The organism is Mesorhizobium sp. P170090, from assembly GCF_057786115.1.
In genome coordinates, this window is sequence record NZ_JBYNWH010000001.1 from 3,883,661 (window position 1) to 3,909,509 (window position 25,849).

Annotated in this window: 27 protein-coding genes, 2 tRNA genes and 1 pseudogene; 15 read left to right on the forward strand and 15 right to left on the reverse strand. The window is 60.6% G+C overall.

Annotated features, from left to right (window positions below; genetic code table 11):
• The first annotated feature begins 43 nt into the window (after positions 1-43).
• The 4 genes from AC3EML_RS18725 to AC3EML_RS18740 are packed head-to-tail and all read left to right on the forward strand — an operon-like array spanning position 44 to position 3,843.
• Positions 44-1,048 carry an ABC transporter substrate-binding protein gene (locus tag AC3EML_RS18725; RefSeq protein ID WP_023716178.1) on the forward strand — a complete coding sequence of 335 codons (1,005 nt, stop codon included), beginning with the start codon at positions 44-46 and terminating at the stop codon, positions 1,046-1,048.
• Positions 1,049-1,107: 59 nt separating this feature from the next.
• Positions 1,108-1,968: an ABC transporter permease gene (locus AC3EML_RS18730; RefSeq protein ID WP_023829979.1), complete on the forward strand. Its 861-nt coding sequence runs from the start codon at positions 1,108-1,110 to the stop codon at positions 1,966-1,968.
• A gap of 1 nt (position 1,969) precedes the next feature.
• Positions 1,970-2,770 (forward strand): ABC transporter permease, encoded by an 801-nt coding sequence (locus AC3EML_RS18735; protein ID WP_352522217.1) that lies wholly within the window; start codon positions 1,970-1,972, stop codon positions 2,768-2,770.
• The gene (locus AC3EML_RS18740; protein ID WP_023716175.1) at positions 2,767-3,843 is read left to right on the forward strand and encodes an ABC transporter ATP-binding protein; all 1,077 of its coding nucleotides are present in this window, start codon (positions 2,767-2,769) and stop codon (positions 3,841-3,843) included. Before AC3EML_RS18735 ends, AC3EML_RS18740 begins: the two co-directional genes overlap by 4 nt.
• 204 nt (positions 3,844-4,047) lie before the next feature.
• Here AC3EML_RS18740 and AC3EML_RS18745 read toward each other — a convergent pair whose 3' ends face one another.
• Both AC3EML_RS18745 and AC3EML_RS18750 read right to left on the reverse strand, forming a co-directional pair.
• Positions 4,048-4,293, reverse strand: a complete 246-nt coding sequence (locus tag AC3EML_RS18745; RefSeq protein WP_023804518.1) for a hypothetical protein — start codon at positions 4,291-4,293, stop codon at positions 4,048-4,050.
• 276 nt (positions 4,294-4,569) lie between these two features.
• Positions 4,570-4,806 (reverse strand): helix-turn-helix domain-containing protein, encoded by a 237-nt coding sequence (locus AC3EML_RS18750; protein WP_023716174.1) that lies wholly within the window; start codon positions 4,804-4,806, stop codon positions 4,570-4,572.
• A 165-nt stretch (positions 4,807-4,971) separates the two neighbouring features.
• On the opposite strand from AC3EML_RS18750, the gene AC3EML_RS18755 reads away from it, so the two are divergent.
• Positions 4,972-5,484, forward strand: coding sequence for a helix-turn-helix domain-containing protein (locus tag AC3EML_RS18755; RefSeq protein WP_245260152.1), 513 nt, complete (start codon positions 4,972-4,974; stop codon positions 5,482-5,484).
• 16 nt (positions 5,485-5,500) lie between these two features.
• Here AC3EML_RS18755 and AC3EML_RS18760 read toward each other — a convergent pair whose 3' ends face one another.
• The 4 genes from AC3EML_RS18760 to AC3EML_RS18775 form a co-directional block, all read right to left on the reverse strand.
• Positions 5,501-6,754 (reverse strand): CapA family protein, encoded by a 1,254-nt coding sequence (locus AC3EML_RS18760; protein ID WP_352522218.1) that lies wholly within the window; start codon positions 6,752-6,754, stop codon positions 5,501-5,503.
• A 74-nt stretch (positions 6,755-6,828) separates the two neighbouring features.
• A complete protein-coding gene (locus tag AC3EML_RS18765) occupies positions 6,829-7,677 on the reverse strand; it encodes a transporter substrate-binding domain-containing protein (protein ID WP_023829978.1) in 849 nt (282 codons plus the stop codon).
• A 50-nt stretch (positions 7,678-7,727) separates the two neighbouring features.
• Positions 7,728-8,477: an ABC transporter permease gene (locus AC3EML_RS18770; RefSeq protein ID WP_023731781.1), complete on the reverse strand. Its 750-nt coding sequence runs from the start codon at positions 8,475-8,477 to the stop codon at positions 7,728-7,730.
• 12 nt (positions 8,478-8,489) lie between these two features.
• Positions 8,490-9,149: an ABC transporter permease gene (locus AC3EML_RS18775; protein ID WP_023683618.1), complete on the reverse strand. Its 660-nt coding sequence runs from the start codon at positions 9,147-9,149 to the stop codon at positions 8,490-8,492.
• Between the two features lie 269 nt (positions 9,150-9,418).
• On the opposite strand from AC3EML_RS18775, the gene AC3EML_RS18780 reads away from it, so the two are divergent.
• The 6 genes and pseudogenes from AC3EML_RS18780 (at position 9,419) to AC3EML_RS18805 (ending at position 14,477) form a co-directional block, all read left to right on the forward strand.
• On the forward strand, positions 9,419-10,357 hold the full coding sequence (locus tag AC3EML_RS18780; protein ID WP_352462401.1) for a LysR family transcriptional regulator: 939 nt from the start codon (positions 9,419-9,421) through the stop codon (positions 10,355-10,357).
• A 974-nt stretch (positions 10,358-11,331) separates the two neighbouring features.
• Positions 11,332-11,592, forward strand: coding sequence for a metal-sensing transcriptional repressor (locus AC3EML_RS18785; RefSeq protein WP_023684828.1), 261 nt, complete (start codon positions 11,332-11,334; stop codon positions 11,590-11,592).
• Positions 11,589-12,620, forward strand: a complete 1,032-nt coding sequence (locus AC3EML_RS18790; protein ID WP_023684829.1) for a cation diffusion facilitator family transporter — start codon at positions 11,589-11,591, stop codon at positions 12,618-12,620. Before AC3EML_RS18785 ends, AC3EML_RS18790 begins: the two co-directional genes overlap by 4 nt.
• 39 nt (positions 12,621-12,659) lie before the next feature.
• A pseudogene (locus tag AC3EML_RS18795) lies at positions 12,660-13,372 on the forward strand (HoxN/HupN/NixA family nickel/cobalt transporter).
• A 428-nt stretch (positions 13,373-13,800) separates the two neighbouring features.
• Positions 13,801-14,070: a hypothetical protein gene (locus tag AC3EML_RS18800; RefSeq protein ID WP_023824750.1), complete on the forward strand. Its 270-nt coding sequence runs from the start codon at positions 13,801-13,803 to the stop codon at positions 14,068-14,070.
• Positions 14,071-14,162: 92 nt separating this feature from the next.
• Complete coding sequence (locus AC3EML_RS18805; protein WP_352557313.1) at positions 14,163-14,477, forward strand: hypothetical protein; 315 nt, start codon at positions 14,163-14,165, stop codon at positions 14,475-14,477.
• 817 nt (positions 14,478-15,294) lie between these two features.
• On the opposite strand, the gene AC3EML_RS18810 is transcribed toward AC3EML_RS18805, so the two are convergent.
• The 4 genes from AC3EML_RS18810 to AC3EML_RS18825 all read right to left on the reverse strand — a co-directional run bounded on the left by AC3EML_RS18810 (position 15,295) and on the right by AC3EML_RS18825 (position 17,740).
• Positions 15,295-15,588, reverse strand: a complete 294-nt coding sequence (locus AC3EML_RS18810) for a helix-turn-helix domain-containing protein (protein ID WP_081726963.1) — start codon at positions 15,586-15,588, stop codon at positions 15,295-15,297.
• Positions 15,589-15,912: 324 nt separating this feature from the next.
• Positions 15,913-16,212, reverse strand: coding sequence for a DUF1236 domain-containing protein (locus tag AC3EML_RS18815; protein WP_023669226.1), 300 nt, complete (start codon positions 16,210-16,212; stop codon positions 15,913-15,915).
• Positions 16,213-16,595: 383 nt separating this feature from the next.
• Entirely contained in the window at positions 16,596-16,862 is a 267-nt protein-coding gene (locus AC3EML_RS18820; RefSeq protein ID WP_155923348.1) for a hypothetical protein, read from the reverse strand.
• Positions 16,863-17,455: 593 nt separating this feature from the next.
• On the reverse strand, positions 17,456-17,740 hold the full coding sequence (locus AC3EML_RS18825) for a hypothetical protein (protein ID WP_352520239.1): 285 nt from the start codon (positions 17,738-17,740) through the stop codon (positions 17,456-17,458).
• Positions 17,741-19,128: 1,388 nt separating this feature from the next.
• Between AC3EML_RS18825 and AC3EML_RS18830 the strand changes: the two genes are divergently transcribed.
• Positions 19,129-19,419 carry a hypothetical protein gene (locus AC3EML_RS18830; RefSeq protein WP_023731498.1) on the forward strand — a complete coding sequence of 97 codons (291 nt, stop codon included), beginning with the start codon at positions 19,129-19,131 and terminating at the stop codon, positions 19,417-19,419.
• Complete coding sequence (locus AC3EML_RS18835) at positions 19,412-20,599, forward strand: protein kinase family protein (protein ID WP_050589311.1); 1,188 nt, start codon at positions 19,412-19,414, stop codon at positions 20,597-20,599. The genes AC3EML_RS18830 and AC3EML_RS18835 overlap by 8 nt, the downstream gene beginning before the upstream one ends.
• A 45-nt stretch (positions 20,600-20,644) precedes the next feature.
• Here AC3EML_RS18835 and AC3EML_RS18840 read toward each other — a convergent pair.
• Positions 20,645-20,721 (reverse strand) — tRNA-Asp (locus tag AC3EML_RS18840).
• Positions 20,722-20,939: 218 nt separating this feature from the next.
• Here AC3EML_RS18840 and AC3EML_RS18845 point away from each other — a divergent pair.
• Positions 20,940-21,015 (forward strand) — tRNA-Val (locus AC3EML_RS18845).
• Positions 21,016-21,057: 42 nt separating this feature from the next.
• Here AC3EML_RS18845 and AC3EML_RS18850 read toward each other — a convergent pair.
• Positions 21,058-21,918 carry a toll/interleukin-1 receptor domain-containing protein gene (locus AC3EML_RS18850; protein ID WP_352520240.1) on the reverse strand — a complete coding sequence of 287 codons (861 nt, stop codon included), beginning with the start codon at positions 21,916-21,918 and terminating at the stop codon, positions 21,058-21,060.
• Between the two features lie 530 nt (positions 21,919-22,448).
• A complete protein-coding gene (locus tag AC3EML_RS18855) occupies positions 22,449-23,012 on the reverse strand; it encodes a hypothetical protein (protein ID WP_031203220.1) in 564 nt (187 codons plus the stop codon).
• A gap of 87 nt (positions 23,013-23,099) precedes the next feature.
• Here AC3EML_RS18855 and AC3EML_RS18860 point away from each other — a divergent pair, with 87 nt between their 5' ends.
• A complete protein-coding gene (locus AC3EML_RS18860) occupies positions 23,100-23,921 on the forward strand; it encodes a M15 family metallopeptidase (protein ID WP_023825134.1) in 822 nt (273 codons plus the stop codon).
• On the opposite strand, the gene AC3EML_RS18865 is transcribed toward AC3EML_RS18860, so the two are convergent.
• Both AC3EML_RS18865 and AC3EML_RS18870 read right to left on the reverse strand, forming a co-directional pair.
• Positions 23,922-24,692 carry an SDR family oxidoreductase gene (locus AC3EML_RS18865; RefSeq protein WP_023697542.1) on the reverse strand — a complete coding sequence of 257 codons (771 nt, stop codon included), beginning with the start codon at positions 24,690-24,692 and terminating at the stop codon, positions 23,922-23,924.
• A gap of 13 nt (positions 24,693-24,705) precedes the next feature.
• Positions 24,706-25,701 (reverse strand): ABC transporter permease, encoded by a 996-nt coding sequence (locus tag AC3EML_RS18870; RefSeq protein WP_023700872.1) that lies wholly within the window; start codon positions 25,699-25,701, stop codon positions 24,706-24,708.
• Positions 25,702-25,849 lie beyond the last annotated feature (148 nt).

The following is a 25,849-nucleotide window of genomic DNA, read 5'->3' on the forward strand; positions in this document are numbered from 1 at the left end:
TGCACTGAGAAAAACAAGAACAGACCAACAGAGGAGAATGACAATGAAATTGATTTTGACCGGCCTGCTGGCCGGACTGCTCGCGGCGACAGCCGCCAAGGCCGATGAGATGGCGTTCACCAGCTGGGGCGGCACCACGCAGGAGGCGCAGACCAAGTCCTGGGCCGCCCCCTTCGAGGCCAGCTCCAGCATCAAGGTTTTGCAGGATGGACCGACCGACTACGGCAAGCTCAAGGCCATGGTCGACGCCGGCAACGTCACCTGGGATGTCGTCGACGTGGAGATGGATTTCGCCATCAAGGCCGCCAAGGACGGACTGCTCGAGCCGATCGACTATGCGGTCGTGCCCAAGACCGATCTCGACCCGCGCTTCAGCAATGAGCATGCCGTCGGCAGCTTCTACTATTCCTTCGTGCTCGCCTGGAACAAGGGCGCGGTCGCGAGCGAACCGGCCGGCTGGGCCGACATGTTCGACACCAAGAAGTTTCCCGGCAAGCGGACCTTCTACAAATGGTCGGCGCCGGGCGTGATCGAGATCGCTCTGCTGGCCGACGGCGTGCCGGCGGACAAGCTCTATCCGCTCGACCTCGCCCGTGCCTTCAAGAAGCTCGACACCATCAAGTCCGACATCGTCTGGTGGGGCGGCGGCGCCGAGTCGCAGCAGTTGATCGCCTCCGGCGAGGCCGCCTTCGGGCAATTGTGGAACGGGCGCGTCTTCGCCCTTCAGCAGGACGGCACCGATGTCGGCGTCTCCTGGAACCAGAACCTCACCGCCGCCGACGTGCTCGTCGTGCCGAAGGGTACCAAGAACAAGGCCAGCGCGATGAAGTTCCTTGCCGCCGCCACCAGCCCGACCGGCCAAGCGAAATTCGCCGAAGCAAGCGGCTATGCGCCCATCAACACCAAGGCCAAGGCGGAGATGCCGGCCGATTCCGTCAAGGCCCTGCCAGATGCCCATGTCGAGGGCCAGATCAACCTGGACATGAACTACTGGGCCGAGCATCGCGACGAGATCGCGACGCGCTGGTATGCCTGGCAGACCAAGTAACACCGTTGCAGACCGACGGGGCGCGGCTTGCGCGCCCCGTTTCGAGACAGGACCGCTCGATGCAAGGAAATTCTCCTAGACGCGGCTCGATCGTCGGCCTGCCGACCGGCAGTGGCAGCGCCTTGCCGGCCCTGTTCCTGGTCGGGCTGTTCTTTATCGTGCCGGTGGTCGCCCTGCTGCTGCGCAGCGTCACCGATCCCGAACCGGGCTTACAGAACTACGCGGCGCTGTTCGGCAGCGGCACCTATGTGCGGGTGTTCCTCAACACCTTTCTGGTTGCATCGGTCGTAACCGCCGTCACCATCCTGGTGGCGTTCCCCGTCGCCTGGATGCTGGCGATCATGCCGCCCGCCCTGGGCTCGATCGTCTTCGGCATCATCATCCTGTCTATGTGGACGAACCTTCTTACCCGCACCTATGCGTGGATGGTGCTGCTGCAGCGCACCGGTGTCATTAACCGGGCACTGATGGGCCTGGGCATCATTCACGAACCGCTGCCGCTCATCAACAATCTGGCCGGCGTCACCATCGGCATGGTCTACATCATGCTGCCCTTCATGATACTGCCGCTGGTCGGCACACTGAGGTCGATAGACCCGATGACGCTGCGCGCGGCAGCCCTTTGCGGCGCAAGCGCGTTCGAGGCCTTCCGCCGCATCCTCTTGCCGCTGTCGCTTCCCGGCGTCGCTGCTGGCGGCCTGATGGTCTTCGTCATGTCGCTTGGCTACTTCGTCACCCCGGCCCTGCTCGGTGGCACATCGAACATGATGCTGGCCGAGATGATCGCCCAGACGGTGCAGTCGCTGCTCAACTGGGGGCTCGGCAGTGCGGCCGCCTTTGTCCTGCTTGCCGTCACCATGGCGCTCTACGCGATCCAGTTTCGCCTGGTTGGGGCCAGGCGCGCCGGGGGAGGGACCTGACATGCTGCTCGACTATGAACGGCTCGGATGGCTGCGGATGGTGCTTGGCGGCTTCACGGCGGCCGTCACGGCTTTCCTGCTGCTGCCGGTGGTCTTCATCGTGCTCCTGTCATTCGGCTCGTCGCGCTGGCTGGCCTTTCCGCCACCCGGCTGGACGCTGAAATGGTATCAGCAATTACTGGGCGACCCGACCTGGATCGATGCCGCTCTGACCAGTGCCCGAATTGCCGCCATGGCCGCTATCCTCGCCGTCATCATCGGCCTGTTCGCCTCCTTCAGCCTGGTCATGGGTGAGTTTCGCGGACGCCAGGTCCTGCGCGGCTTGCTGTTGACGCCGATGGTGCTGCCGGTGGTCGTTTTCGCCATCGCCATCTACGCCTTCTTCCTGCGCATCGGCCTTGCCGGCACCACGGTCGGCTTCGTCATCGCCCACACCATCTTGGCGCTGCCTTTCGCCATCATTCCGATCACGGCCGCGCTCGAGGGTTTTGACAAATCCATCGAGGACGCGGCCATCGTCTGCGGCGCCAGCCCGCTGCAGGCGAGGCTTAGGATCACCTTGCCGTCGATCAGGATCGGCATCTTCTCGGCGGCGATCTTCTCTTTCCTGGCCTCATGGGACGAGGTCGTGGTGGCGATCTTCATGGCGAGCCCGAGCTTGCAAACCTTGCCGGTGAAAATCTGGGGCAGCCTGCGCGCCGACCTCAGCCCGGTCGTCGCCGCCGCCTCCAGCCTGCTTGTCGGCTTGACCTTGTGCCTGATGATCGTGACCGCACTCCTTCGCAGAAAATTGACCAGATGATCCCTCCCTTCCTGTCCATACGCGCAGTAAGAAAGACGTTCGGTGCCTTCGTCGCCGTCCACGACGTCACCGTCGATGTGCCCAAGGGCGAGTTCCTGACGTTCCTCGGCCCGTCGGGCTCCGGCAAGTCGACCACGCTGTACGCCATCGCCGGTTTCCAGGATCCGAGCTCGGGCGATGTGCTCCTGGAGGACAGATCGCTGCTTTCGGTGCCGTCGCACAAGCGCAACATCGGCATGGTGTTCCAGCGCTACACCCTTTTTCCGCATCTGAGCGTCGCCGAGAACGTCGCCTTTCCGCTGCGCGTGCGCCGCCGGCCCGACGGTGAGGTCAAGCGCAAGGTTGCCGACATGCTGGCGCTGGTGCGCCTCGAAAACTTCGCCGACCGCCATCCGGGCGCGCTGTCTGGCGGCCAGCAGCAGCGCGTGGCGCTTGCACGCGCGCTGGCCTACGACCCACCGATCCTCTTGATGGACGAACCGCTGTCGGCACTCGACAAGAAGTTGCGCCAGGAGATCCAGGCCGAGATCCGCCGCATCCACCGCGAGACAGGCGTCACGATCCTCTATGTCACGCATGACCAGGAGGAGGCGCTGCATCTTTCGGATCGCATCGCTCTGTTCAGGGAAGGCCGTATCGAACAGATCGGCACCGGTGAGGATCTTTACCTCCGGCCGGCGAGCGAGTTTGTCGCCGGCTTCATCGGCAACTCGAATTTCCTGCCGGCCGAGCATCTGCTAACCGCAGGTGGCGCGTCGACGGTCCGCCTGGCCGACGGCTCGATCGTGACCGGCGTAAAGACGACAACATCCTTTGGTCAAGGTCAAAAGGTGCGCCTGATGGTACGCCCCGAAGCCTTCCGCCTGACGCCCGGGCCAGCGAGCGCAGCACTCGGCGTCGAGATCGTCGATACCGCCTTCTTCGGCGACCGCCGGCGCATCGTGGCGCGCACGGCGGCCGGAGAAGATATCGACGTCAGGCCAACCTCCGATGCAGAGGAAGCGGACAGCGCCATCGCACCGGGTCAACGCATTTTCTTCGATCCTGCCTCGGCATTCCTGTTCCCTGGCTAGGGCTTGGATTGCGCCCTGTCAGGTCGATTCCATTGCGGCATGAAAGTCCGCTTGTGAAAATTCGTGCTTAGAAGCTGACAGTCCCCTTTCGGCCCCTTTTCAGTCGTTCAATGTCACCTGTGCGGATGGCCGCACCTAGTGCAAAAAGCAAGCGGGACGTCGGCGATGAGATTTAGACGATCGCTCGAAGCTGCGCGTTGTTCGCTATTGCCGTTTGGCCAAGCGCACGCCAGCGCCACCGCCGTTTTCCGAAATGAACTCGATGCCCGCCCTTTCCAGGGCACCACGGATCGCATTCCGATTTGCTATTGTGATTGGAGGGACGCCATCCGCAGCTTCTGCGCGCCTAACTGTGGCTACTCCCACGCTCGCCGCATCGGCCAAATCTTCGGCACTCCAACGTATTAATCCTCGCGCTCCTCTGATCTGGGCGCCCATAATTTCTTTCATATCATCTAATTTCAAGTTGATCACTTATGGCTCATGTGATATGAAATAGCTCACATAGTTTTTCTGCTTCCAAAGTTTCATAGGAGCAGGGGCTCACATTTGGACTCGGCTGAGGACGTGCGTCGGGGAGTCATCCCAGCCTGACCACAACCAAGCTTCAGGAAACTCGGATCATGGCTGATTCCGACAATACCACGACTTTGCCTCTCGTCACCCGCCGGAGGGTAGTTGTGGCGGTTGCAGCTGCGAGAACCTGTCCTTCCGCCAACGGGACATTCAAGCCTGAGGATCTAAGAGCCGAACACCTTCACCCTTTTGACCAGCGGATAAGAATTCGACACCCGCCTTTATCAGGGCCGCCTCAATGGCCTGCAAAGTGCTGATCCGGGAATCTACCTTGCCGTTTTCCAACCGGGTCAGAGCGTTCAGCGACACGATTGCCTTGTCCGCAAGCTCCTGCTGCGACCAACCAAGCAAAGCTCGTGCGGCTCGAATTTGTCGTGGACTGACCATGAGGCCACAATCGGCAGGCAGATTTTCTTTGCCACCAATAGGGTCATTTTGCACCCCATAAGGTATATAAAATGGCGAGTCGACCTGCAGATCACATCGGTGCGGAGAGCCCGGCGCGTGGCGACAGACTCTCTGTCCGGCTGACTAATGGAGGATCGAAAGGCCTTGTTGAAACCGCAACGCTCAGTCCTCCTTCGGACGGGGCCGAAGCCGAAGATCGAAAGCGACCCGCATCCCGCCGATCAGCATGTCGGCAGGCAGATTGCGACGGTTCGCGTCCAATCGGACGTATCGCAAGCCCAGCTTGCCCGATCCATCGGCATCAGTTTCCAGCAGCTGCAGAAATACGAGAACGCGCGCAATCGCGTGAGCGCGTCGATGCTCTACGAGATCGCCAGTTCGCTCGGCGTTCCTGTCGGCCGCTTCTTTGAAGGCCTGCCGGGAAACGATGAAACCCGCGTCGAGGCGCGGCCCCTGCCGGTCGATGAGCGCCTGGATTTCATTGCCAGCGCGGAGGGTCGGCGACTGATTGAAGGGCTAGTGAAACTTCCGCCGCGTGTGCGCGGTCGCGTCTCGTCCCTGATCGCGGCGTTAGGAGAAGAACTGGCCCAGCTAGACACAAAGGCAGATAGCGAGACGGGCGGCGAGTCCCCGCCGGCGGAATGCAAGACGGTGTGAGCGGTCGGTCGGGCCGTCAGCCGAATTTTCGTGCAGCGGGCAGGGCGATGCGGCCGCAAGTCGGGGACACTTCGATTTCGACGCCGAACGCCCGCGATCGGGTCGCGAATCCCTCGAGGATGTCTCGCGCCGCGCTTCCAGCGACGGCGACGGGTACCAATCTGCCCGTTGCTGATCCGAGAGACTGAGCTTTCGCGCCGATCACGACGGGCAGGAGGTCTATTCCTGCGAGGTTTCCGCTCCCATCATAGCGGCAGGCCGCGACGATGCTTTGCCAGACTTCCGGTGGATCCCATTCGGTTTCCTTCGGGTGGACGTGGAAAAAGAAATTTCCGAGGCCGTAGAAGATCGGCGAGCCATTGTAGATTTCCACTGCCTGCAGCACCGGAGCACCGTGGCTGACGAACAGGTTGGCGCCGGCGTCGATGCACATCCTGGCAAAGGCCTGCACCCAGCGCGGCACGTTCTGCCAACCTGGTTCCCAATGATGGTGGTGCAGATAGGCAATGACGAAATCGCCTTGTGCCGCGGCGTGCCGGATGGCGGACAGATGGATGGCTGCGCTCTGCTGGTCGACTTCGATGAGGCGGCCGAAATCGGCGGCTTGCGTGAACACGGTGCCGTAGAAATTGATCTCCTTGCCGGCTGCCACCTCTACCGGGTCCTCCGGTTGCGCATAGTTGGCCAGTTCAAACGGGGAGCTTTGCAAATGGGCGCCCAGCCTTGCCAGTCTGCTGAAATGTCCGTCCGGCACCCCCATCTTGCGAACGGTGCTCAGGCGATTGACGCCCGGCCGAGCCGGCCGGAAGGCCGTACGGTCTTCGGCATACATGTTGGTCGGGCCAGGGCCTGCATCCATCGCAAGAAGTGCGACCTCGCGCGCGCCCAGCTGGCGGCGGCCCGGTTTCCTCGCATCCGTCTCGTCGGCCCCGATGCCGGCATGGAGGAAGCCCCGCGCTTCCACCTCCTCCAGCGTCGACAGGATGCCGCCAACGCCGAGATCGAAGGCGTGGTTGTTTGCGAGCGCAAGCGCGTTGAAACCGTTCGCCTGCAATGCGTCGAGCACTTCAGCCCTGGAATATCCGAAGTATTTGCCCTTGGTCGGCCACCCGCCGTGCTTGCCCAGGATCGTCGACTCGAAGTTGGTGAAGACGACGTCGCCTTGTCGCAGGAAGTCCGTAACCGCGATGAAGCGTTCGTCTTTGATGTCACGGATATCGTGCTTGATCAGGGATTGGCCGGTAACGACCGCGCAGAACTGGTCTTTCATGGGGCTCGCCTTGAAGGAGGGGAGGGCGCTGGCATTCCGGCCGGCGCCACGTCAATGTCGAAGTCGGTTGCTGCCTATTGCGCGACTGCAGGCGAGATATCGCTTTTGAACCATTTCAGGCTCAGCGCCTTGATCGTCCCATCCTTGGTGGCCGCGTCGATGGCCGCGTTGAACCTGGCGAGCAACTCCGTATCGTCTTTGCGCAGACCTGCGCCGACGCCCGGCCCCCAGAGCCCGCCATTCAGTTCAGGGCCGAAAAACACCACATCCGAGCCGGAAGGCGTCTCCAGAAAATCTCGCCACGTGAAATAGTCGGCCAGACCGCCGTCGATGCGACCTGCAGCAAGATCGAGCTTCATGTTGTCCTGGCTGTCATAACTGCGGATGGTCACGACATCGCCCAGCATTTCCTTCACCACTGCTTCCGAATTCGACGAGCGCAGGGCCCCGATCGCCCTGCCGGCGAGTGTCGATCTGAGGCGCTCGATGGTCGCCTTTTCCTTGTCGCCGATGGTCGAAAGGTTGACCTTCTGCTTGATGTCGCCGGCGTCGAGGCCCAGGTCCTTGCGCACAACGAACTGGTTGAAGCCGGTGGCGTAGGGGATCGAGAACGCGATCGACTGCTTGCGTTTTTCCGTGATCGCCATGCCGGACATGATGACGTCGAACTTGCCGACAAGCAGTGCCGGGATGATCCCGTCCCAATCCTGCGGGACGAAGGTACATTTGATCTCGATGCGACGGCACAGTTCCAGTCCGACATCGATATCGTAGCCATAGAGTTGACCGTTCGCGTCGGTGCTGTCCCAGGGAGGCGAGGCGCCTTCGGAGGCGATCGATATGACGCGCGCGCTTTCGGCGCCAGCGGGGAATGCCGACATCAGGGATGCGACAGAAACAGCAATAGCCAGGGGTATGCGCATGATGCACCTCTTCTTTGGTTTGTGATGGAGGGAGCCCAGAACCTGCGGCGTCAGGGCAGGGGCGTCGTGATCTCTGGATCAGGTAGGGCGGGGCGCAATCGCGCCTTTCGTCGACGCACCGGATGGCCGTCGCCCGAGAGCCATCGCTCCAGCAACTGGATCGCTTTCACCGCGATCGAGGTGAGCGATAGGTAGATCGCTCCGGCGACGACGAAGATCTCGTACGGCGCGAACGTGGTCGACACCATCTGTCTCGCCATCCCGGTGATCTCGAGAAGCGTCACGGTGCTGGCCAGGGACGAGCCCTTGATCATCCCGACGATCTCGTTGCCGTAGGCCGGGAGCGATATCCTGAAAGCGATCGGGAAGGTGACCAGGCGAGCGATCTGGAAGCGTTTCAAGCCCAGAGACGTGGCCGCCTCGGTGACACCCTTAGGCACGGACTGGAGACCACGGCACAGGATTTCGGTGGTGTGTGCCGCGCTGTTCAGCGAAAATGTCAGAAGGGCGCACCAAAAGGGGTCGCGCAGGATCACCCAGAAGATGCTGGCCCGCACCGCCTCGATCTGAGCGAGGCCGTAATAGAGCAGGAAGAGCTGAACAAGCATCGGCGTTCCGCGGATCACATAGGTGTATGAGAGCACTGCGAGCGAGAGGCCGGGGCGTCCGAAAGCGCGCATGAAGGCCAGCGGCACGGACAGAAGAAATCCGGCCGTCAGCGACAACACCGTCAGGATCAATGTAAGACCGATGCCCGAGGGCAAGACAACCAGTGCGTCAAATATCAAGCCGAGGTTCATGGGCCTTCCCTCCTACCGGCCGAGAGCCGGATAGCGCCGCTCAGTCAGCCGGATCGACAGCAACGTGACGGTGGTCAGCGACAGATAGAGAGCGGAGGCCGCAAGGTAGAAGGTCAATGGTGCGCGCAAGGATCCGGCCCCCACATACGCAACGCGCATGATGTCGGTCAGGCCGACGATCGAAACCAGTGCGGTATCCTTGAAGAGCGAAATCCAGAGATTGCCATAGGCAGGCAGCGCCAGCCGCAGCATCTGCGGACCGATGACGAACATCCAGCGCTGCCAGGCGTTCAGCCCAAGCGACTTTGCCGCTTCGGTTTGGCCCGCTGGCACTGCCGCAATCGCGCCGCGAAACACTTCGGTCGCATAACCGCTGAAAATGACCGAGAGCGCGATAACCCCTGCGGTGAATGCGTTCACCTCGACATACCGGCCGGCGATCTTGCTGGCGAGCGTGGTTCCGCCGAAGTAGATGAGCAGGATAACGAGAAGTTCTGGTACACCACGGACGACTGTGGTGTAGGCGGCCACGACCGCGTTGAGGCGCGGCTTTGCCGTGCCCTTCGAAATCGCCAAAAACAGCCCGAATGCCGTACCCAGGCAGCCGCTGACAAGAGCCAGGCTTATGGTCACGGTAAGTGCGACAACAAACTGAGTAGTAAAACCACCCATGGGGCGCTTTCCTCGGCTCGCAATTGCCGCAGGATACGCCGGTCTTTATTGCCGAGACCAAGCCATATAACCCAAGGTTGCGAGTTGTTATATTTCTAATGTGCAGTTAATTTGAGATACTGGCCAATTCTAACGCTTAATATTACACACTCAATCTATAACTTTTATTATTTTATCTATAACGCGTCGTTATATACTGAGGCAGTTCGTTGCTCCCCAGGTTGGCGTTGTCTGCCGCCGGGTGGTTATCAGGGAAAGGCGCGCAGGGAATGGAGTTGTTGCAGAGCGACCTCAAGCTCCGTCAGCTGAAGGTCTTCCGGGAAGTGTTGCGGGCCGGTTCGACTAGGCGGGCGGCGGCTGCGCTCGGGATAAGCCAGCCGGCCGTCAGTCAACATGTGAAGCAGCTTGAGACCACGCTCGGCATCACACTCTTCAAGAGATCAGCCAACCGCATCGTCCCCTTGCAGGAAGCCTGGGAACTCCTGCGAAACGTAGAACTGGCCCTGACGTCGCTGGATCGCCTGGACGCGTCGATCTTCGCTATGAAGAACGAGGAAAAGCAGCGGATTGCGATTGCCGCGCCCTCTGTTTTCGGTTTCGTGACCTTGCCCAAGGTCGTGGCGATTATCCGCTCAAAGACCGCTTCGAATGTCCGGTCGATTTCTGGAAGCTACGAGCAGATCGGCGAACACATCCTGGCCGGCCGCGCCGATCTTGGAATTTCGAGACTGCCTCTGGATCCAGGCTTGTTTGAATGGGCGCCGCTTGGGTCGGCACGAAACGTATGCATTTTTCATCCCGACCACCGCTTTTCAAAACAGACCTGTATCGAGGCGCAAGACCTGGCAGGCGAAACGATCGTCGATATCGATCCCCAGTTTGCCGCCCACCAGATGAACTTCAATGCCTTGCGCTTCGCCGGCGTTGAGCCGGACATACTGGTGGAATTCGATTGCAACGGTCACGAAGCCGGATACGTTTCGGCTGGCCTGGGCATTTCGATCACAAACGAGATCATCGCACGTGAGTACGCGGCGTTTCAGCTGGGAGTAAGGCCAGTGGAACCGTCCGCGCTCTATCACTACGTGGCGATTTGGCAGAGGGGAAGGACCTTTTCCAACGCCTTGAATGTATCGCTCGAGGCGATAATCACAGCGTTTTCGAAGACGCCGACGAGAGAGCAACAGTTTCTCCAGACGTCGTCCTAGCCGGCCATGGTTTATTTCGGTTGGGACGTGCCGCATAAGGCCCAACCGGGAGGCTTTCTGCGAAGTGGCGCGAATGGCTAGCCTGAACGGCCAAACTGATAGCGAGCGCTCCGCGAACGGCTGGATCGACGGCCCCTATCCGGCGCAGATGGTGCCGTTGGCCGTTCCCGAAGCGGTGCAGGAATTGGTGGCTTCCAGTCTAGAAGTCCAGTCTCGCCAAATGGGCGGCCCTACGCCGCCTTAAGCGCAGGCAATTGCGGGATTACGCTCACCAGGCAGGGTGCTGGTCTGGACTGGCACTGGCAATCCGAAAAGCGGACAGACCTCCCAGAGCGCCGGCAGCTTGTTGCAGAGCTTGCGCGCTCCACGCCGTCCTTTCATGGCGCGGCGAAGTTTCTGTGTCGCGCTCGCAGGGCACCAACTCGCTGCTCCCTGGATCCTTGGGGAGCGACGAGCGCGGGTTGCTACCGAACCTTCCGCCGTCGTTGAACTATGCTGGATGAGTCCAGCTACTCCAGATCGATTGCCCGCCGGCTCATGCTGGCGGGCTTTTTGCGTCAGCCGGGAACATTCCCGCTCCAAGGCAGTTCGGTCACACCCGGCTCGGTCTTCAGCGGTCCGGCCGGTGACCAAGATGCGTCCCTCACTCGTCATGGTCGGCCCGCGCAGCCTCGGAAGCCGGCGCGGGCCATCCATCACAAAGCCCGCTGATCCGACCGACGGGCTTCTTCAGTTTCACCACGCAAAGAAAGGCCCGGTCGTGAACTGACCCCATCGAAGTTGGACGGTTCATTGAGTTGGTAGGTTTAATGGCTGGTTCCTGTATTGCACAGGGGCAAGCCCTTTCAAGCCCAGATTCCAATTTCCGGAACCATTCAGCGCCATGGATACACGCTCTGCGGGGTGGCTGATCAAGAGCCGATCTGCCCTCACATCATACTTGACGCATCCTCCCTGGGGGGATACCGGTGGGCATGTCCGAAGGCATCCATAGTTCTCATCCGGCTATCGTGAAGCGCTTAAAGCGCGCACAGGGGCATCTTGCATCCGTGCTTGGCATGTTCGAGGCGCAGCGATCCTGCCTGGACCTGGCGCAGCAACTCCATGCAGTGGAGAGCGCCATCAGCAGCGCAAAGCGAGAACTGATCCACGATCATATCGAACATTGTCTGATCGACACGGAAGCGGGAGGCAACTCGCTGGCAGAGCTCAAGCAACTGGCGAAATACCTATGACCAGTATCGGCGCACGCGTCTTGGATTGGTTCGGCTTCGGGTCACATGATCATGACGCGCATGCTCATGACGATGGCTCGCACGGCCATACGCACGGGGTCATCGACGCAACGATTGCAACCACTGACCGCGGCATCTGGGCCGTCAAATGGTCGTTCGTCATCTTGGCCATGACGGCGGCATTGCAGATGGCCGTGGTGTTGGTGTCACGCAGCGTGGCGCTGTTGGCCGATACGATCCACAACATAGGCGACACCACAACCGCCATTCCGCTCTGGATCGCATTCATGCTGGCACGACGCAAGCCGTCACGGACCTTCAGCTACGGCCTTGGCAGGGTAGAGGATCTGGCCGGTATCATTATCGTGCTGATCATTCTGTTCAGCGCCATCGTCGCCGGGTACCAGGCTATCGAGCGCCTGGTCAGTCCGCAGGCAGTGACTCATCTCGGTTGGCTGACCGCGGCGGGCATTGTCGGCTTCCTCGGGAATGAGGCCGTCGCGGTGTTTCGCATCCGTATCGGCAGGGAAATCAACAGTGCGGCGCTCGTCGCCGACGGCTACCATGCCCGCACCGACGGGCTTACCAGCCTTGCAGTGGTCATCGGCGCCATGGGCGTCTGGCTCGGATTTCCACTGGCCGACCCGATCATCGGGCTTCTCATCACGGTCGCTATATTCGGTATCGTCTGGCAATCGGCGCGCTCAGTGCTCACCCGCATGCTCGACGGCGTCGAGCCGGGCGTGATGGCCGAAATTCAGCATGCCGCTGCGCATGTGCAGGGTGCTCGCGTTGTCGACGCCAAGGCCCGCTGGATTGGCCACAAGTTGCATGCCGACATCGCTATTGCAGCCGACGGAACCTTGCCTCTCTCAGAGGCAAACAAGATCACGGCGGCGCTGGAGAACGAACTGTTCGAACACATGCCGGCGCTCGCAGCTGCCAACATCCGGTTTTCGACCGACCAAGGTGAGCACGAGCATCCGCACTCTCATGATCAGGGCGAACATCACGGCCACCAGCACTGACAACTGCCGGAAACCACTCGCTTTTGCCGGTCTCGGCTGATGTTCCAGGCGCTTGTCGAATTTCAGCGCTCCATATACCTGGCGCTCGCAGATCAGATAAAGCTGCTGTCAGTTGGCGGTGATTGGCTTGCGTTCCTTGCCTTTCTGCCGATGGGCCTCCTGTTCGGTGCGGCACATGCTCTGACGCCCGGCCACAGTAAGGCTGTCTTGGCGACTTACCTTGCAGGTTCGGATGCGAAGGTTTCGCGCGGCCTCCTGGTGTCGATTACGCTGTCCTTCACTCACGTGGCGACAGCGGTGCTGATCGCCGTATTCTCCCTGCCGCTCGTCTCGATTGCATTGGGCAGCGTTGGACGCGCACCACTGCTTGAGGGTGTGAGTCGCGGTCTGCTCGGGCTGATCGGCGTCTGGATGCTTTGGCGTTCGGTGAGCCACGGCACCATCACAAGCATGAGGGCGAGGCCGTTGGAGTCATGGCCGGTTTGATTCCGTGCCCGCTGACCCTTTTTGTCATGACCTTCGCGATTTCCAGAGGGGTGCCGGGAGCTGGAATTCTGTTCGCAATCACCATGATGGTGGGCGTGGCCCTAACGCTGTCCAGCGTGGCGGTACTGTCGATCTTGTTTCGGGAGCGCCTGGTGCATTTTTTCGACAGCAGGCCACGGCTGTTCGATACCATATCGCGAGCAATCGAAGGCGCAGCGGGCCTTGCCCTCGCCAGCGTAGCGGTCTGGCAACTTACAGCCGGATAGAGCCACAGCTGTCCACAGACCCTCTCCTTTCTTAGGAAAAGGCGAAGAGAAGCTGCGGCACGCAAGGCTGCTGGATTCCGGGAGGATGATGCAAATGGCCATGCCTAAGAAAGATCAGGAACGCGCCACCTACGCCTGGATGTACGGCGCCTAAGCGCGCAAGGATGGCAAGGAGCGTGAGGTGCCAGCTTACTGGCAGGAACATGCCGACGCGTGGCTGCAGGGCTTTGACGGTGTGGCGATGGACGGTTTTGGCAAGACCAAGACCGTCAACGACGAGACATGGAAGCCGAGGTCGACGAAGCTGCCGTCGAGCGCCCCGACGAATAGCCATTTTGCCGTATGCCGTATGGTCGTTTTTAATTGGAGAAGGGTTTCGTTGGGCCTATAAAGATTGCGTTTACCATTGCCTTTTTAGGGAGAATGCGATGGTTGCAACGCCCATAGAAATCGCCCAAGCCGCTACTGCGACTACGGCCACCTTGCTGAAGTGGCAGAAGTCCATGGAGGAACGCGCCACGTTTCGCCAGAACATGGATCAATCGCGCAGGGCGATCCAAGCCTCACGCGATCTGCTGAAGCGCCTTCGCCAACGTCATCGCGACGACATGGCGGAAAGTTCGGAAATGCCAACCCGTCTACTGTGCCGATATCGCAACGCGCCGGCAGCTAGCGGGAGGCGACCAGAGCCGATGTGAAGGAGAAAGTTTCAGTGGGCTGTTCCTGGGGTCGGCAACGAAGTTTAAGCCTTGTCAACCAGCGACTTTTTTCGCCCGCGTGGAAGCGCCACATGTCTTTCGACAAGGCGCACGTGCTCGGCGTCGACAGTCACCAATGGCCGGAGGCTGACGGTTACCTTGTCCCCGTCGATGCGTGTGACAGGGCCGATCAATTCCATATGCTGGCCAATTACAGCCTTCGAAGTCGAATCGACAACAGAATGCGGGAAGTCGTAGGAGGGGATCGTCACGCTTATGCGATCGGGCGTCACCCGGCCGCGCACAATCGCCGTGACTGCGACCTCGTCGCCAACTTTGATACTTCCCCGAGCCATGCCCAAGACTTTGGAGCAGCCGGCGCCAGCGTCAAGATGAGGGGGAGCTAATAAAACCCCTCCGCGCCGCGATGCAACATCCAGCGCTAATGCGGATTCCACCTTGAGAGATCGATTCCCCAGGTCTTATAATCCGTAATTAGCCTATTGGAGGTGGAGGGAACTGCGATGGGCGGCACAGTTCAGAACACACACTCAGACAGTGTGGAGTGGCCGAAGCCTGCTGAGAATGGCTGGTCCGCGTTATAGAGAAGGGCAAGGAAGACAGCTGATCGAGCTCGAATCTTATGCCATGGCCTCTGCGGAAGGCCAACGGATCCGTCTAATCTCGAGAAGTTCGGTCGCGAGGCTTTGCCGGTCCTGGCCCATTCCACTGGATGAACTGCGCGTTCTGGCCGGTGATACGAGCCTTTGAGCTACGGCCGAGTATGGTGAGGCCACGGAGACGATCCGGATCGAAGGGCAAGGAACAGCTTGCCTGCCCCCTTCAGCATTTGGACTTAGGTCTGATTGCTCCGCGTAAATGGCCGAAGCCGGAAACATTTCTCCTTCTACTTTGTTGCAGTGGCCGTGCCGCTGAGGAGAACATGCACAGCGCCTCTATCAAATGAACTTCGCGACGTACCTTTAGAATTCCAATGCCCCTCCTGTTCACGCGCTATGGTGAGAAGGGGATCCTGGCTGAAACGATTGCCGGTTTCAAATGCGATAGTTGCAGGTCCAGAGTGCGGATCGGCTACCAAGAGAAGCTGGCCATATTCGAGCGGCACCTTAGAAAGGTGAGCGCCAGCACAAAGTCAGTGAACAACCGCCCTTGTTAGCGGCCGCTTTAGAGATCGGGTGCAGTGGGTACACGGGCTTTTCCCCGCTATCCTTTTTTCTCCCGGCCCCGCCACCGTCTATTATCGGCGGCTAGGCCGCTATCACCTTCTGAGCGGGCTAGCGATGGAGTGCCTTGGACGGTGAAAACGATTCCGGCATCCTCAAACGCTTTGCGGATGGCGGCGATGTTGTGGGGACGCGGCTTCCTGAATCCGTTCTCAAGATCGCTGATCACCATTTCGCTAAGATTGGCCTTGGCGGCAAGTCGCACACGCGGCCAGTTCAGTAGGGCTCGTGCTGCTCTGACTTGATCTGCTGAGAGGAAGGTTCGGCTGTCCATAGCCAGTCGAACATTTAGTAACGCTAAACTGTTCCTCTTGACCTTCTGCGATTTCTAACGGTGTGAGGCCGGCCTGTCGCAAGCCGTCATCGATTGTGGCTGCAACCTTTCGGACGGTTGTTACCTCGGCTCCAACAAGACGTGCTGCCTGCATTCTTGCTTGGAGATCAGCCAAGCGGGCAGCCAGGGCTTGCGTCCTCTCGAGTTCAGGGTTCGTCATGTTCATTGTCCGGCTGAGTGGCAATTTGAATTTGTCCGGCTGAGTATCGTTTGAATGCACACACTCGCCACCCAAGGGTGGCGAGCGTGGGTTCGTTCGAAATCTCAGTCGTAAACTTTCACGATCTTGCGGGTGCCCGGATCGACCAGGACCGTGCGGTTGTCGACCACCACGTAACGGTATTTGACGTTCGGGACCTCGTGGATCTCAACAGTTTCCGGCAGAGCTGTCCCGACGTTCAATTCCACGCCGGGAAGGTTCACCGAAGCCAAGGGCTGCTTCTTGACATACTCACGGATGACCGTGTCCTGTTCCGGCTGGATGATAATGTCGTCAGCGGCGGCGGAGCCGATCCCCGCCAAGAGCAACATGGCTGCGGCGGTGTTCACGAAGTGCATCTTCATATCTTCTCTCCTGCAAGGACCGGCACACGACGATCATCGTCCCGCACTGCCCGGCAACCAACTTTGAACCGGGGTAAACGTTCCCGCCTACGCACCTTTGTCTAATCCGATTGGTCTAAAGTCCGACCGTACAACGCAATGGTCTTACCTTTGGACTAGGCGGAACGGATTAGGGCTTCAGGTTGTTGGTTCTCCACAACGGGAGAGAACAAATGGATCAAAGTGTTGGCCAGGCGCGATGGTTGCTCGCACCGATTTTTGCAACAGCCGTTACCTTTCTGGTAATGGCGGTCGTCCTTAGCTGACATGTCTTGGATCGGCGCAGCCAGGTCCCTTCCTGCGCTGATAGGATTCGCGAGTTGCTTGAGCGGCTGGCGAATCCTCTATTTTACCGTGCGCTGGGCCTGCTCCTTCAGCAGGCGGGGCGCTTCGTTCAGCTCATGTAACTTGGGAGGTTTACTATGGATCGGCGATCCTTTTTGACAGCGATATTTGGCGTTGCAGGGGCAGCAGCCTTTGCAAGCGCGGTCCGGCCTATCAACGCATTGGCCGGTGTTCCAGCGGCCAAAAGCGGCATTCTCGAAGAACTCGACGCGCCAGACGCCTTCGACAACGAAGGTACTCACGCGGAAGTGGAGCCGGTCAACCATCGGCGCTACTACGACCAAGATTACGACCCAGACTACGACCCAGATTACTACCACCGGCGCCGCCGCCGCCGGCGGGGCTGGAGAAGAGTTTGCCGTAGTTACTGGCGACACGGGCGCCGTCGGGTCCGGTGCTATCGCCGACGTGGTCCTTCGATCGTCTTGCGATTTTAGCTAGTCGGCTGCTTCTGCCCATGGCCCGTTCCGGCTGACGTGCTGAGAACGGGCCGGTACGATTCCTTTTTCGTGGCAAACGCAATCCATCTGTCCAAGGGCACTCATCAGCAGGGCCGATGGACCTGACTTACAGCTTGGTGGTGTCGCTGTGGTGCGCCAGGAGCGGTCTGACGATCCCTCTTGTGCAGCCCTTCGGCTGCCGCCCAGCCTAGGAAGGCTTTTCGGAACGTTTGGTTCTGGCCGTTAGGCCACGGGGCCAAGCTCAGCCGTCAGGACACCCCGCAAGCGATGAGCAGCGGGGCCTGGTAAGGCCCGGCGACCTCCTTTTGACATACGGGGAGAAACCAAGAAGGGCGCCGAGCCTTACCGGCGCTGCTTTGAGGGAGCGACGCCGGACGAGATGAGAGTAGGCGATAATGCTAATCTCTGCGGACCATGCAAATGAAGGAAAGCCGTGTGCGATTCTTCGCTATCCAGCCACGAACCTCTGCCTTTCGGACATGGCGGTCCGTCGCTCGATCGAAGATGAAGAACGCCTGATGTAGCTGCTCGACTTCGTAGAGCCCGACCCGGATCTCGAACCCTGTCTGGCCGGTGACATCGAAGTCACCGGGACCGATGACAGGGAAGGCGACGACCATGGCGAAGCGGACGACGAGCGCGAAGCCGCCGATGCCGAGTATGGCTTCATAGAGGGAGGGCAAGGCCTCTAATTGTCCGGTCGAGAATGAATAGCCGGCTGCCTGACGGTGGCTGGCTTCAGTTTTTGTGTGGCACGATGTAGCGACTGCTCACCGCACCCGCCCCTGTGCCCCGCGTGACGACAATCGTGCTATACCCGGCTGGAACGGAACCTGTAGCGGAGGGATCGATCGAACTGCATCGCCCCACGATCTCCCCGTTGGGAGCGCCCTCGAGCCTCACGGATAACGCCAACTGGCATGTGTCAAGGGATCCGAACATGGACGGTGATGTATCGAGTGGCTTGCAGACTCCCTGGGCGGGACTGCAAGAAAGCAAAATCATCACAGCTGCAGTTGCCGGATCCATTCGTGAAGCTCCGTTGTTCGACGAGCCTCAACGCAGAATAGCGAGCTTTGTTTCGTCGGTGCTAAAATACGAGTTTTCTGGTCTGGCTCACGGTGGCGGGCTTTCCATTGTCACAGCTTTCGCCTCTCAATTGTCCCGATCCCGAACGGTAAAACAGCGCGATCGGGTCTCAGCCACAGGCCGACGACTATTTCGACCTAATGGTCTCGGAGCGAGCGCGGCTGCCCCATCCACGGTGTAGAGCGTGCTCCAGCTCTACAACTTACAGCGAAGGTTTCGTCTTTGAGATCGTCGAGCGCCGCGGCTGTCGCGGTTACCGGGCTCCCAACGCTCTCTTCCGCATTGCCGGCAGAGGCGAACACTGCGACCAAAAGGCATGCCAAGGATCTGACCGTTACGACGTGAGATGGCCACTGGACGGATATGGCAAGGGAACCTTGGATCGATCCTGACCATGCCGGGCCGATGCTGACGCGCATGCCGTTGGCTCATCGAGACCGAGGAATTCGCAGAGACCATTCATGCTCGCTAACTGCGCATCTCCATGTCAGTCGTCGTAGTCGGGAAGAAATCGATTTCGTTGCCGAAGCAAGTTCGTGACCGTGAAATCAGCTAACCGGCGCCGAAGGAGCGTCAGCATGGCGACGCCGCAGGCGAGACGCCGGGCCGCCGCCCCAAACGAGGGTGCCGTTTCAAGGCTGGTGATTTCGCCAGAGCACAGGGTGCGATTCTGACTACCCACAAGCCAGACGCTGTCATGGCGATGCTGGGTTGGCCGGGCGTAGCGGCTTCGAAGCCGCCGATTACTAGTATTCTCGCTCTGTGGCTGCCGATTCTGCGATTAAGGATTGGATGAATAGGCATCGGGGAGAAAGGCCGCTATTCTAAGCCTCATTCCCCCTCGATGCAGGAATAACGAGATCATGGAGTAGGAAAATCTCATGCTATACGGCGGAGGTTCTTACACGGGCGAGATTCACACCCGCCCAACCACAAGGCGCCCATCCGCTGCCCGATGGACGGTGGATAGAGTTTTGGTGCCATGAGCCAAACCCACACATTACAACCGTCATCTATCCGCTTCCCGGTACAACCACGGCTGGTGCCGGCGATCAAGGCGGCGCGTTATCTCCACCTGACGCTGCGGGAATTCATGGAATTGCTGCCCGAGTTGCAGGATCAAGGCTTTCCCAAGGCCTGCCCAATCACCGGCAACTACGACATGGTTGCGATCGACGCCTGGCTCGATCAACGCTCGGGTCTTGCAGGATCAGGATCCGGCGCGCAGTCTAGCATTGACATTGCAAGAGCGAGGCTGGCGACCCTTGGGTAAGATCAAGTTGAAGCACTACGTCATCCGTAAGGGCAAATACGGCTACTGGCTGCCGACGCCGAAGATGGTCGAAGCTGGCTTCAGATGCATTTCCTGTGGAATCGACGGGCCTGAGGCTTGGACGATAGCCCGGGAGTGGGAAGACCGCTGGCAGGAACTCCGCAAGGGCAGGGAGCCGTCGCGCCTGCATGTATGGCCAAAGGATTCCATCGGAGACGCCTTTGCACGCTATCGCCGCATGGATGCATGGAAGCGCAAGCCACCGCGCACCCGCGAGGATTGGGAGCGCGGTTGGACCTTCATCGAGCCGTACTTCGCCGACCTGCCGCCAGCCGACATCACCCTCGAGCTGCTCGACGACTGGTATGGCCGTCTGCTGCGGGTCAAAGGTGTCGACATCGCCTACCGTGCCGTAAAGACGTGGCGTTCGCTCTATAATGTCATGGCCGGCATGAAGCTATGCCCGCCCGGCTCCGACCCATCGCAGGCGATCCGCCGCCAGACGCCACCACCGCGCCACCAGACCTGGACGGCAGGCGAGGCGGTGCGCATGGTCAAGGGCGCCTGGCGCGCCGGCTACCGCGGACTGGCCTGCATCATCGCCGTTGCGTGGGACACGAGCTTCTCACCCGTCGACGTGCGCACGCTCAAACCGGCGCAGGCAATGCAGACAGCACAGGAATGGGGTTTTCTGATTGCACGCAGCAAGAGTGGCGAGGCGGCTTTCGGCACGCTGTCGTCACGCACGCAGCGCCTGGTGCTGGCCTATGTCGAATCACTAGGCGTCACCCTGCTTGACGATGCGCCGATCTTTCGCTCGCGCGGTTTCGCGCCGGGCCTGAAGGGCGGCCGGCCGCGCGCCGGCGTGCCTTACACGAAGGATTCTCTGGTCGACGACTTTGCCGATCTGCGCACGCTGGTATTCGGGACATCGGAGAAGCGGCGGCTGATGGACATGCGGCGTTCCGGCGCGGTCGAGGCGAATGCCGGAGGCGCGTCGGTCGAGGCAATCTCGGCCAAGATGGGCAATTCGATCGACGGGAACAAGGCGCTGCAGAAGACCTATATGCCGGTCAATCTGGCCGCCGTCCGCTCAGCCGATGCCAGCCGCCGCAAGGGCAGAAAGCTGCTTGGCCTGGAACGGAACGAATACAGAAAGTTGAAACTCTCCGGAGAATGAGAGTTGAAACTTTTCAAGGGGCGGTAGCTAACCCCTTGAAATGAATGGCGCGAGTGACGGGGCTCGAACCCGCGACCTCCGGCGTGACAGGCCGGCACTCTAACCAACTGAGCTACACCCGCGCATTGGACGAGCACGTGTCAGCCGTGTTCGTCGTTGGGGCGGTGGATAAGGGGTTCGCCACCGGGTGTCAAGCGCAGCTGGACAGCATAAACGCAAACAGGAGAAGGTTTTTTGACGGGCGGCACTTTGCCCGCGAAAACCACTGTGCGGCTAAGCTAGCAGCTGCTCATTTGGCCTTGCGAAGCCGGTTGCGACCGCTTAAAGGTCCGGCCGGAGCGGGCGATTAGCTCAGTTGGTAGAGCGCTTCGTTTACACCGAAGATGTCGGCGGTTCGAGCCCGTCATCGCCCACCACTCAATTTCTTGATAAATCGGTGCTTGCCCGGAGTTACGGTCTCATATCCGGTTGTATGCGTTGTCGGCATTCTGCTTCCTGGCCTTGTCGCGTTCGAAAGGGGTGACGCAGACCAAGTCGCTCTCGAACGCTTCACGCCAGACGTAGCCGTCGCGGCAGGTGCTGTCGCCGTAAGGTCCGCCGGTCGGCGAACGATTGTTGCGGGCATTGGCATTCTGCGCCTGCACCTCGCCGTAGTCGGCAGGACTCACGCACACGCTGTCGCCGAAGATCGCCGATCGCCAGACGAATCCTTCCTTGCACCCTTTGGCCTCGATCGCTGCGGGCTCGATAGGCGACGGCAAAGGGGAGGGCCTCGGCCACAACGCCACCGTTGTCCCGCCGATGCCGAGCGCGATCATCGCGACCAGCCCGTGCAGCAGCCAGAGCCTCGGCCGCCGCGCCGCTGGCTTCGCTATCGCCGACGCAATCGCCGCCATATCGTCGTTGAAGCGCTCGTGGCGGACCTCCATGGCTTGACGCTTGGCCAGGTCCTGCAGATCGGGTGGCAAGGCGCTTTTCTTTGGCATGCTGGCGCCGTTGACGAGCACGGGGATGACGCGCACCCCAGCCTGGAGTGCCGTACGGATCTCCTTGCGCACGAAGTCGTCGGGGGACTCCAGCCGAACCTGGCCCTGCTCATCGGCAAGCGCGGCCCACTGCGGCCCCACGATCGCCAGCATGATTTTGCAGCTGGCCAAACTGCGAGCAAGCGCCACCTCAAAGTCATCGCCGGGGTTGAGCTTGTCGACGTCCATGAAGATGGATGCATCAGGAAGCGCGCGGTTCAGATTATCGTAGACGCGGCCCGCCACGCCGGAATCGGTCTGCCGTCGGTAGTTGATGAATACGTCGCCAAGCAAGGCCTGCCTCTTCCCACATCAACGAGACGGCCCCAAAATAGCATGAGCGGTGACCTCGCAGCTAGTCTGGCGATAGACTGGCCATTACTGCGGGTGCAGTCCGTTTCATGTCTCGCCAGAGGACACATGCACCGGCCCTTCGCGTCGCACGGTGGACTAAGTACAAGAGGCCATTACGGCGCGTCGCCAAAGCGGAATATACACAAATGTCTTCCGTCTGGATGGCAGCTGCAGAGCAAGTTCGACCCACGCCCGCGACGATCGGCTCCGCCACTTCTTCCTGTTTCGGCTCGCAGATGCGGGCAAGCGTGTACTTGTCGACGTTGTTCGCATACGGCTTCGATATCGGCGTAGGTGCCGTGTCACCGTGCCGCGATAAGGGTTCACAGCGGTCGAGTTGACGATAGCGTTCTCAGCGAAGATGTCGGCGGTTCGAGCCCGCCATCGCCCACCATATCCGGCCCGCATATCCCGAATGCCGGGCGCGGCCGCAATGAGCCGCAGCCGCCGTTCTTTCCTGGCGCGCTAGTCTATCGCTTGACGTAGCAGTTCTTCTTCACGCGGCGGATGGGATCCTCGCCAAAGGCGTCGACGCTGCATGTGACGCCGTTCCTGAATACGCCCTGGACGTACTGGCCACGCGCCCCGTATCTCACCACTTTGCGGCCACGGAACTCGCAGAACCGCCCCTCCGAGGCGCAGGCCACCCATCTGCCGCGGCCCTGGCCGTAATCATTATCGCCGTAATTGTCATCATTGCCGTAATTGTCGTCGTCGTTGTCACCATAATCATTACCGCTATCGCGCCTCGCAATATAGCAGGCCTTGTCGCGGCCAGGCGCCGGGTCGCCGAAGACGCGATTCGAGCAAGGCACGGAACGACGATCGAAGAAGCGGGAGGTGGTCTGGCCGCGCGCGCCGTAGACCACTTCCGAGGGGTAGGGCAGGCGGCACGTGCCGCCTTCATCGGCGCATTTCTGCATGCGCTGGGCCGACGCGGTGGCGGGGAAAAGGATAGAAACTGACGAGGCCAGGCCGACCAGGCAAATGAATGTAAACGTCATCCGGATCAAAGCAGTGAAGGTTTTTGACATGATTTTGTCTCCCGTTCGATTCGACCAGCATGGTACAGCTGCCTTGTTAAATGCACGATGAATGAAAGCCCTCGCGGAGGCAGCACAATGATCGACCATCCACGGCGGCTGATGTTACAGCTGCTATTGGCATTGGCAATCTCTGGTATTGGGCGCTTCGCCTATGCGGGGAATGTGGGCGACGGCGTCGACCAGCCCGCCGCCAAGGCAGCCTTGCTCAAGGCCTATCCCGGCCTTTTCACCATTTCGGGCAATGTCCTGACCTGGACCGACGGCACCACCATGGTGTGGAACGACGGCAAGGCGCGCGACGCCGACGCGCTGCTTGAGAGCCCCGACATCGAAGACATGTTTCGCTACGTCTATCCCAGAGCAGCCGAGGGCGCGCTGGTCCCGGCGGAGGATTTCGATCCCGGCCGTATCCGCAATGAACCTTTCTTCGAGAAGCTCTACGGGGCAAGTGCCGCCGAGGTGGGCAAGCACATCGCCAACGTCAAATGGTTGCCGAAGCTCGGCAAGAAGACCGTGCAGGTCACCAGGATTTTCGGCATCAACGACCGGCTGGGCAAGGTCTCCGCTGCGCTTGAGGCGATGCCCGCGGAGCTGAGCCGTTACGGGCTCAAGCCCGGCGGCGGCTTTGTCTGGCGGCCGATCGCCGGCACCGACCGGTTGAGCGTTCACTCGTTCGGAGCGGCCTTCGATATCAATGTCGGCTTCTCCGACTATTGGTACAACAACAGGAACAAAACCAACCCGAAGGCCCACATTCCCTTCAAGAACCGGATTCCGCTGGAAATCGTGGAATTGTTCGAGAAAAACGGCTTCATCTGGGGCGGGCGCTGGTATCACTACGACACCATGCACTTCGAGTACCGGCCTGAGTTGCTGCTGTACAAGAAATCCGGCTGATCACGGCGGCAGCAGCCGGAAATCCTTGCCTTCGGGGAGCAACTGGCCGCCGTCGACGACGATGGTGGTGCCGGTGATGTAGCTGGCATCGTCGGAGGCGAGGAACAGGAAGGCGTTGGCGACGTCGCGCGGACTGCCGAGGCGTCCGAGCGGGATCGAATCCTCCATGTTCTTGATGTAGGCGGCGCCGCGATGCAGCTCGATCGCTTCGGTCAGGATGTTGCCGGGCTCGACGCCGTTGACGGTGATGCCGTAGCCCGAAAATTCCAGCGCCGCCGAGCGGATGAAGCCGTTGATGCCGGCCTTGCTGGCGGCATAGTGGCCGTGGCCGGGGCTGGTGACGTGCGGACCGGTGATCGACGAGGTGTAGAGCATGCGCCCGTAACCTTGCGCCTTCATCGGCGCCAGCGCCGCCAGCGTGGCGTTGAACGTGCCGCGCAGATTGACCGCCATCACCCGGTCCCAGTCGTCCGGGCTGGTGTTTTCGATCAGCTGCCAGGGATAGATGCCGGCATTCTGCACGACGATGTCGAGGCGGCCATGGCGGCTCAGCGCCAGCGCCACCGCAGCTTCTGCATCGGCCATTTGCGAGATGTCGGTGCGAATGAAATCCGCGCCGAGCTCGTCCGCGGTCGCCTGGCCGGCTTCGGCCTCGCTGTCGGCCAGGACCAGCCTTGCGCCTTCCTCGGCAAAGCGCAGCGCAATGCCCTTGCCGATGCCGCGCGCGCTGCCGACGATAAGCGCGACCTTGTCTTGCAGCCGTCCGGTCATGTGAGCTGTCCTGTCATGCGAGTCTTTGGCGAATGGTTTGCTTGAAGGCGTCGAGCAGCACGGCGGCGAGCACCAGCAGGCCATGGATCACCTGGGTGAAATTGGCCGGCAGGCCCATCAGGTTGATTGCCGTGTTGATGGAGGAGAGCAGCAGCACGCCGGCATAGACGCCGGGCAAGGTGCCGACACCGCCTTTCAGGCTGACGCCGCCGATGACGACCGCGGCAAAGGCGTTGAACAACAGCCCGGTGCCGAGATTGGCGGTGGCGCCCGAGGTGCGGATGGCGAGCAGCCAGCCGGCGAGGCCGGCAATGGCGCCGGCAAGTACGAAGGCGATGATCAGATTGCGGTTGACGCGGATGCCGGCGCGGAAGGTCGCGGTCTCGTTGCCGCCGATCATCACGAGGTGGCGGCCGAACGGCGTCTTGGCCATGATCAGCGAGAACAGGACGAAACAGGCGACGGCGATCCAGGCGGTCAGCGGCAGGCCGGCCATTCGCTGGATGCCGAACCAGCGGATGGCCGGCGCCAGATCCTGTGCCGAGCGGCCGCCGGAAATCACCAGCACCAGGCCGCGCACCCAGATGTAGGACGCCAGCGTAATGATAAAGGCGCTCATCTTCACCTTGACCACGAGATAGCCGTTCAAGGCGCCGATGAGGCCGCCGACGGCCAGCGCAACCAGCAGCGAAACCGGAACCATCAGCCATTGCGGATTGAGCTGTATGCCCATGCCGATGCCCGATGAGCAGAACAGGATGCCGACCGCCATGGCGCTGAGTGCGGCCACCGATTCCACCGACAGGTCCATATGGCCGGCAATGATGACCAGCGACAGGCCGATCGACATCACGCCGAGAACGCTCGAGGCCTCGATGATGTTGGCGAAGATGCCGAGCTGGAAGTAGTTGGGGACGAAGACGGAAAAGACAACCAGCACAAAGATCAGCATGAACCAGACGAGGTTGTCGAGGACGAACTCCAGGGCTTTGCGGCTGCGCGGGTTCATGGGCTGATCCGGTTGGCGCCCCCGAGAAAATCAGGCTGAGCAATCAACTCGATTTCGTCGGGTTCAGGCGCGGGTTTAGGTTCGCCACGGTGTCCTGGGACGCGGCGTCGTGAATGGGCAGGCTCCGGGCCGCAATGGCCCGGAGCGC

Coding starts and splice junctions, on each gene's coding strand:
- AC3EML_RS18830 (WP_023731498.1), top strand. CDS start 19,129: ATGAGCCAAACCCACACATTACAACCGTCATCTATCCGCTTCCCGGTA.
- AC3EML_RS18855 (WP_031203220.1), bottom strand. CDS start 23,012: ATGTCAAAAACCTTCACTGCTTTGATCCGGATGACGTTTACATTCATT.
- AC3EML_RS18785 (WP_023684828.1), top strand. CDS start 11,332: ATGTCCGAAGGCATCCATAGTTCTCATCCGGCTATCGTGAAGCGCTTA.
- AC3EML_RS18800 (WP_023824750.1), top strand. CDS start 13,801: ATGGTTGCAACGCCCATAGAAATCGCCCAAGCCGCTACTGCGACTACG.
- AC3EML_RS18735 (WP_352522217.1), top strand. CDS start 1,970: ATGCTGCTCGACTATGAACGGCTCGGATGGCTGCGGATGGTGCTTGGC.
- AC3EML_RS18815 (WP_023669226.1), bottom strand. CDS start 16,212: ATGAAGATGCACTTCGTGAACACCGCCGCAGCCATGTTGCTCTTGGCG.
- AC3EML_RS18725 (WP_023716178.1), top strand. CDS start 44: ATGAAATTGATTTTGACCGGCCTGCTGGCCGGACTGCTCGCGGCGACA.
- AC3EML_RS18740 (WP_023716175.1), top strand. CDS start 2,767: ATGATCCCTCCCTTCCTGTCCATACGCGCAGTAAGAAAGACGTTCGGT.
- AC3EML_RS18790 (WP_023684829.1), top strand. CDS start 11,589: ATGACCAGTATCGGCGCACGCGTCTTGGATTGGTTCGGCTTCGGGTCA.
- AC3EML_RS18770 (WP_023731781.1), bottom strand. CDS start 8,477: ATGAACCTCGGCTTGATATTTGACGCACTGGTTGTCTTGCCCTCGGGC.
- AC3EML_RS18775 (WP_023683618.1), bottom strand. CDS start 9,149: ATGGGTGGTTTTACTACTCAGTTTGTTGTCGCACTTACCGTGACCATA.
- AC3EML_RS18745 (WP_023804518.1), bottom strand. CDS start 4,293: ATGAAAGAAATTATGGGCGCCCAGATCAGAGGAGCGCGAGGATTAATA.
- AC3EML_RS18750 (WP_023716174.1), bottom strand. CDS start 4,806: ATGGTCAGTCCACGACAAATTCGAGCCGCACGAGCTTTGCTTGGTTGG.
- AC3EML_RS18810 (WP_081726963.1), bottom strand. CDS start 15,588: ATGGACAGCCGAACCTTCCTCTCAGCAGATCAAGTCAGAGCAGCACGA.
- AC3EML_RS18870 (WP_023700872.1), bottom strand. CDS start 25,701: ATGAACCCGCGCAGCCGCAAAGCCCTGGAGTTCGTCCTCGACAACCTC.
- AC3EML_RS18780 (WP_352462401.1), top strand. CDS start 9,419: ATGGAGTTGTTGCAGAGCGACCTCAAGCTCCGTCAGCTGAAGGTCTTC.
- AC3EML_RS18805 (WP_352557313.1), top strand. CDS start 14,163: ATGTCTTTCGACAAGGCGCACGTGCTCGGCGTCGACAGTCACCAATGG.
- AC3EML_RS18730 (WP_023829979.1), top strand. CDS start 1,108: ATGCAAGGAAATTCTCCTAGACGCGGCTCGATCGTCGGCCTGCCGACC.
- AC3EML_RS18865 (WP_023697542.1), bottom strand. CDS start 24,692: ATGACCGGACGGCTGCAAGACAAGGTCGCGCTTATCGTCGGCAGCGCG.
- AC3EML_RS18765 (WP_023829978.1), bottom strand. CDS start 7,677: ATGCGCATACCCCTGGCTATTGCTGTTTCTGTCGCATCCCTGATGTCG.
- AC3EML_RS18760 (WP_352522218.1), bottom strand. CDS start 6,754: ATGAAAGACCAGTTCTGCGCGGTCGTTACCGGCCAATCCCTGATCAAG.
- AC3EML_RS18860 (WP_023825134.1), top strand. CDS start 23,100: ATGATCGACCATCCACGGCGGCTGATGTTACAGCTGCTATTGGCATTG.
- AC3EML_RS18820 (WP_155923348.1), bottom strand. CDS start 16,862: ATGGTTGACCGGCTCCACTTCCGCGTGAGTACCTTCGTTGTCGAAGGC.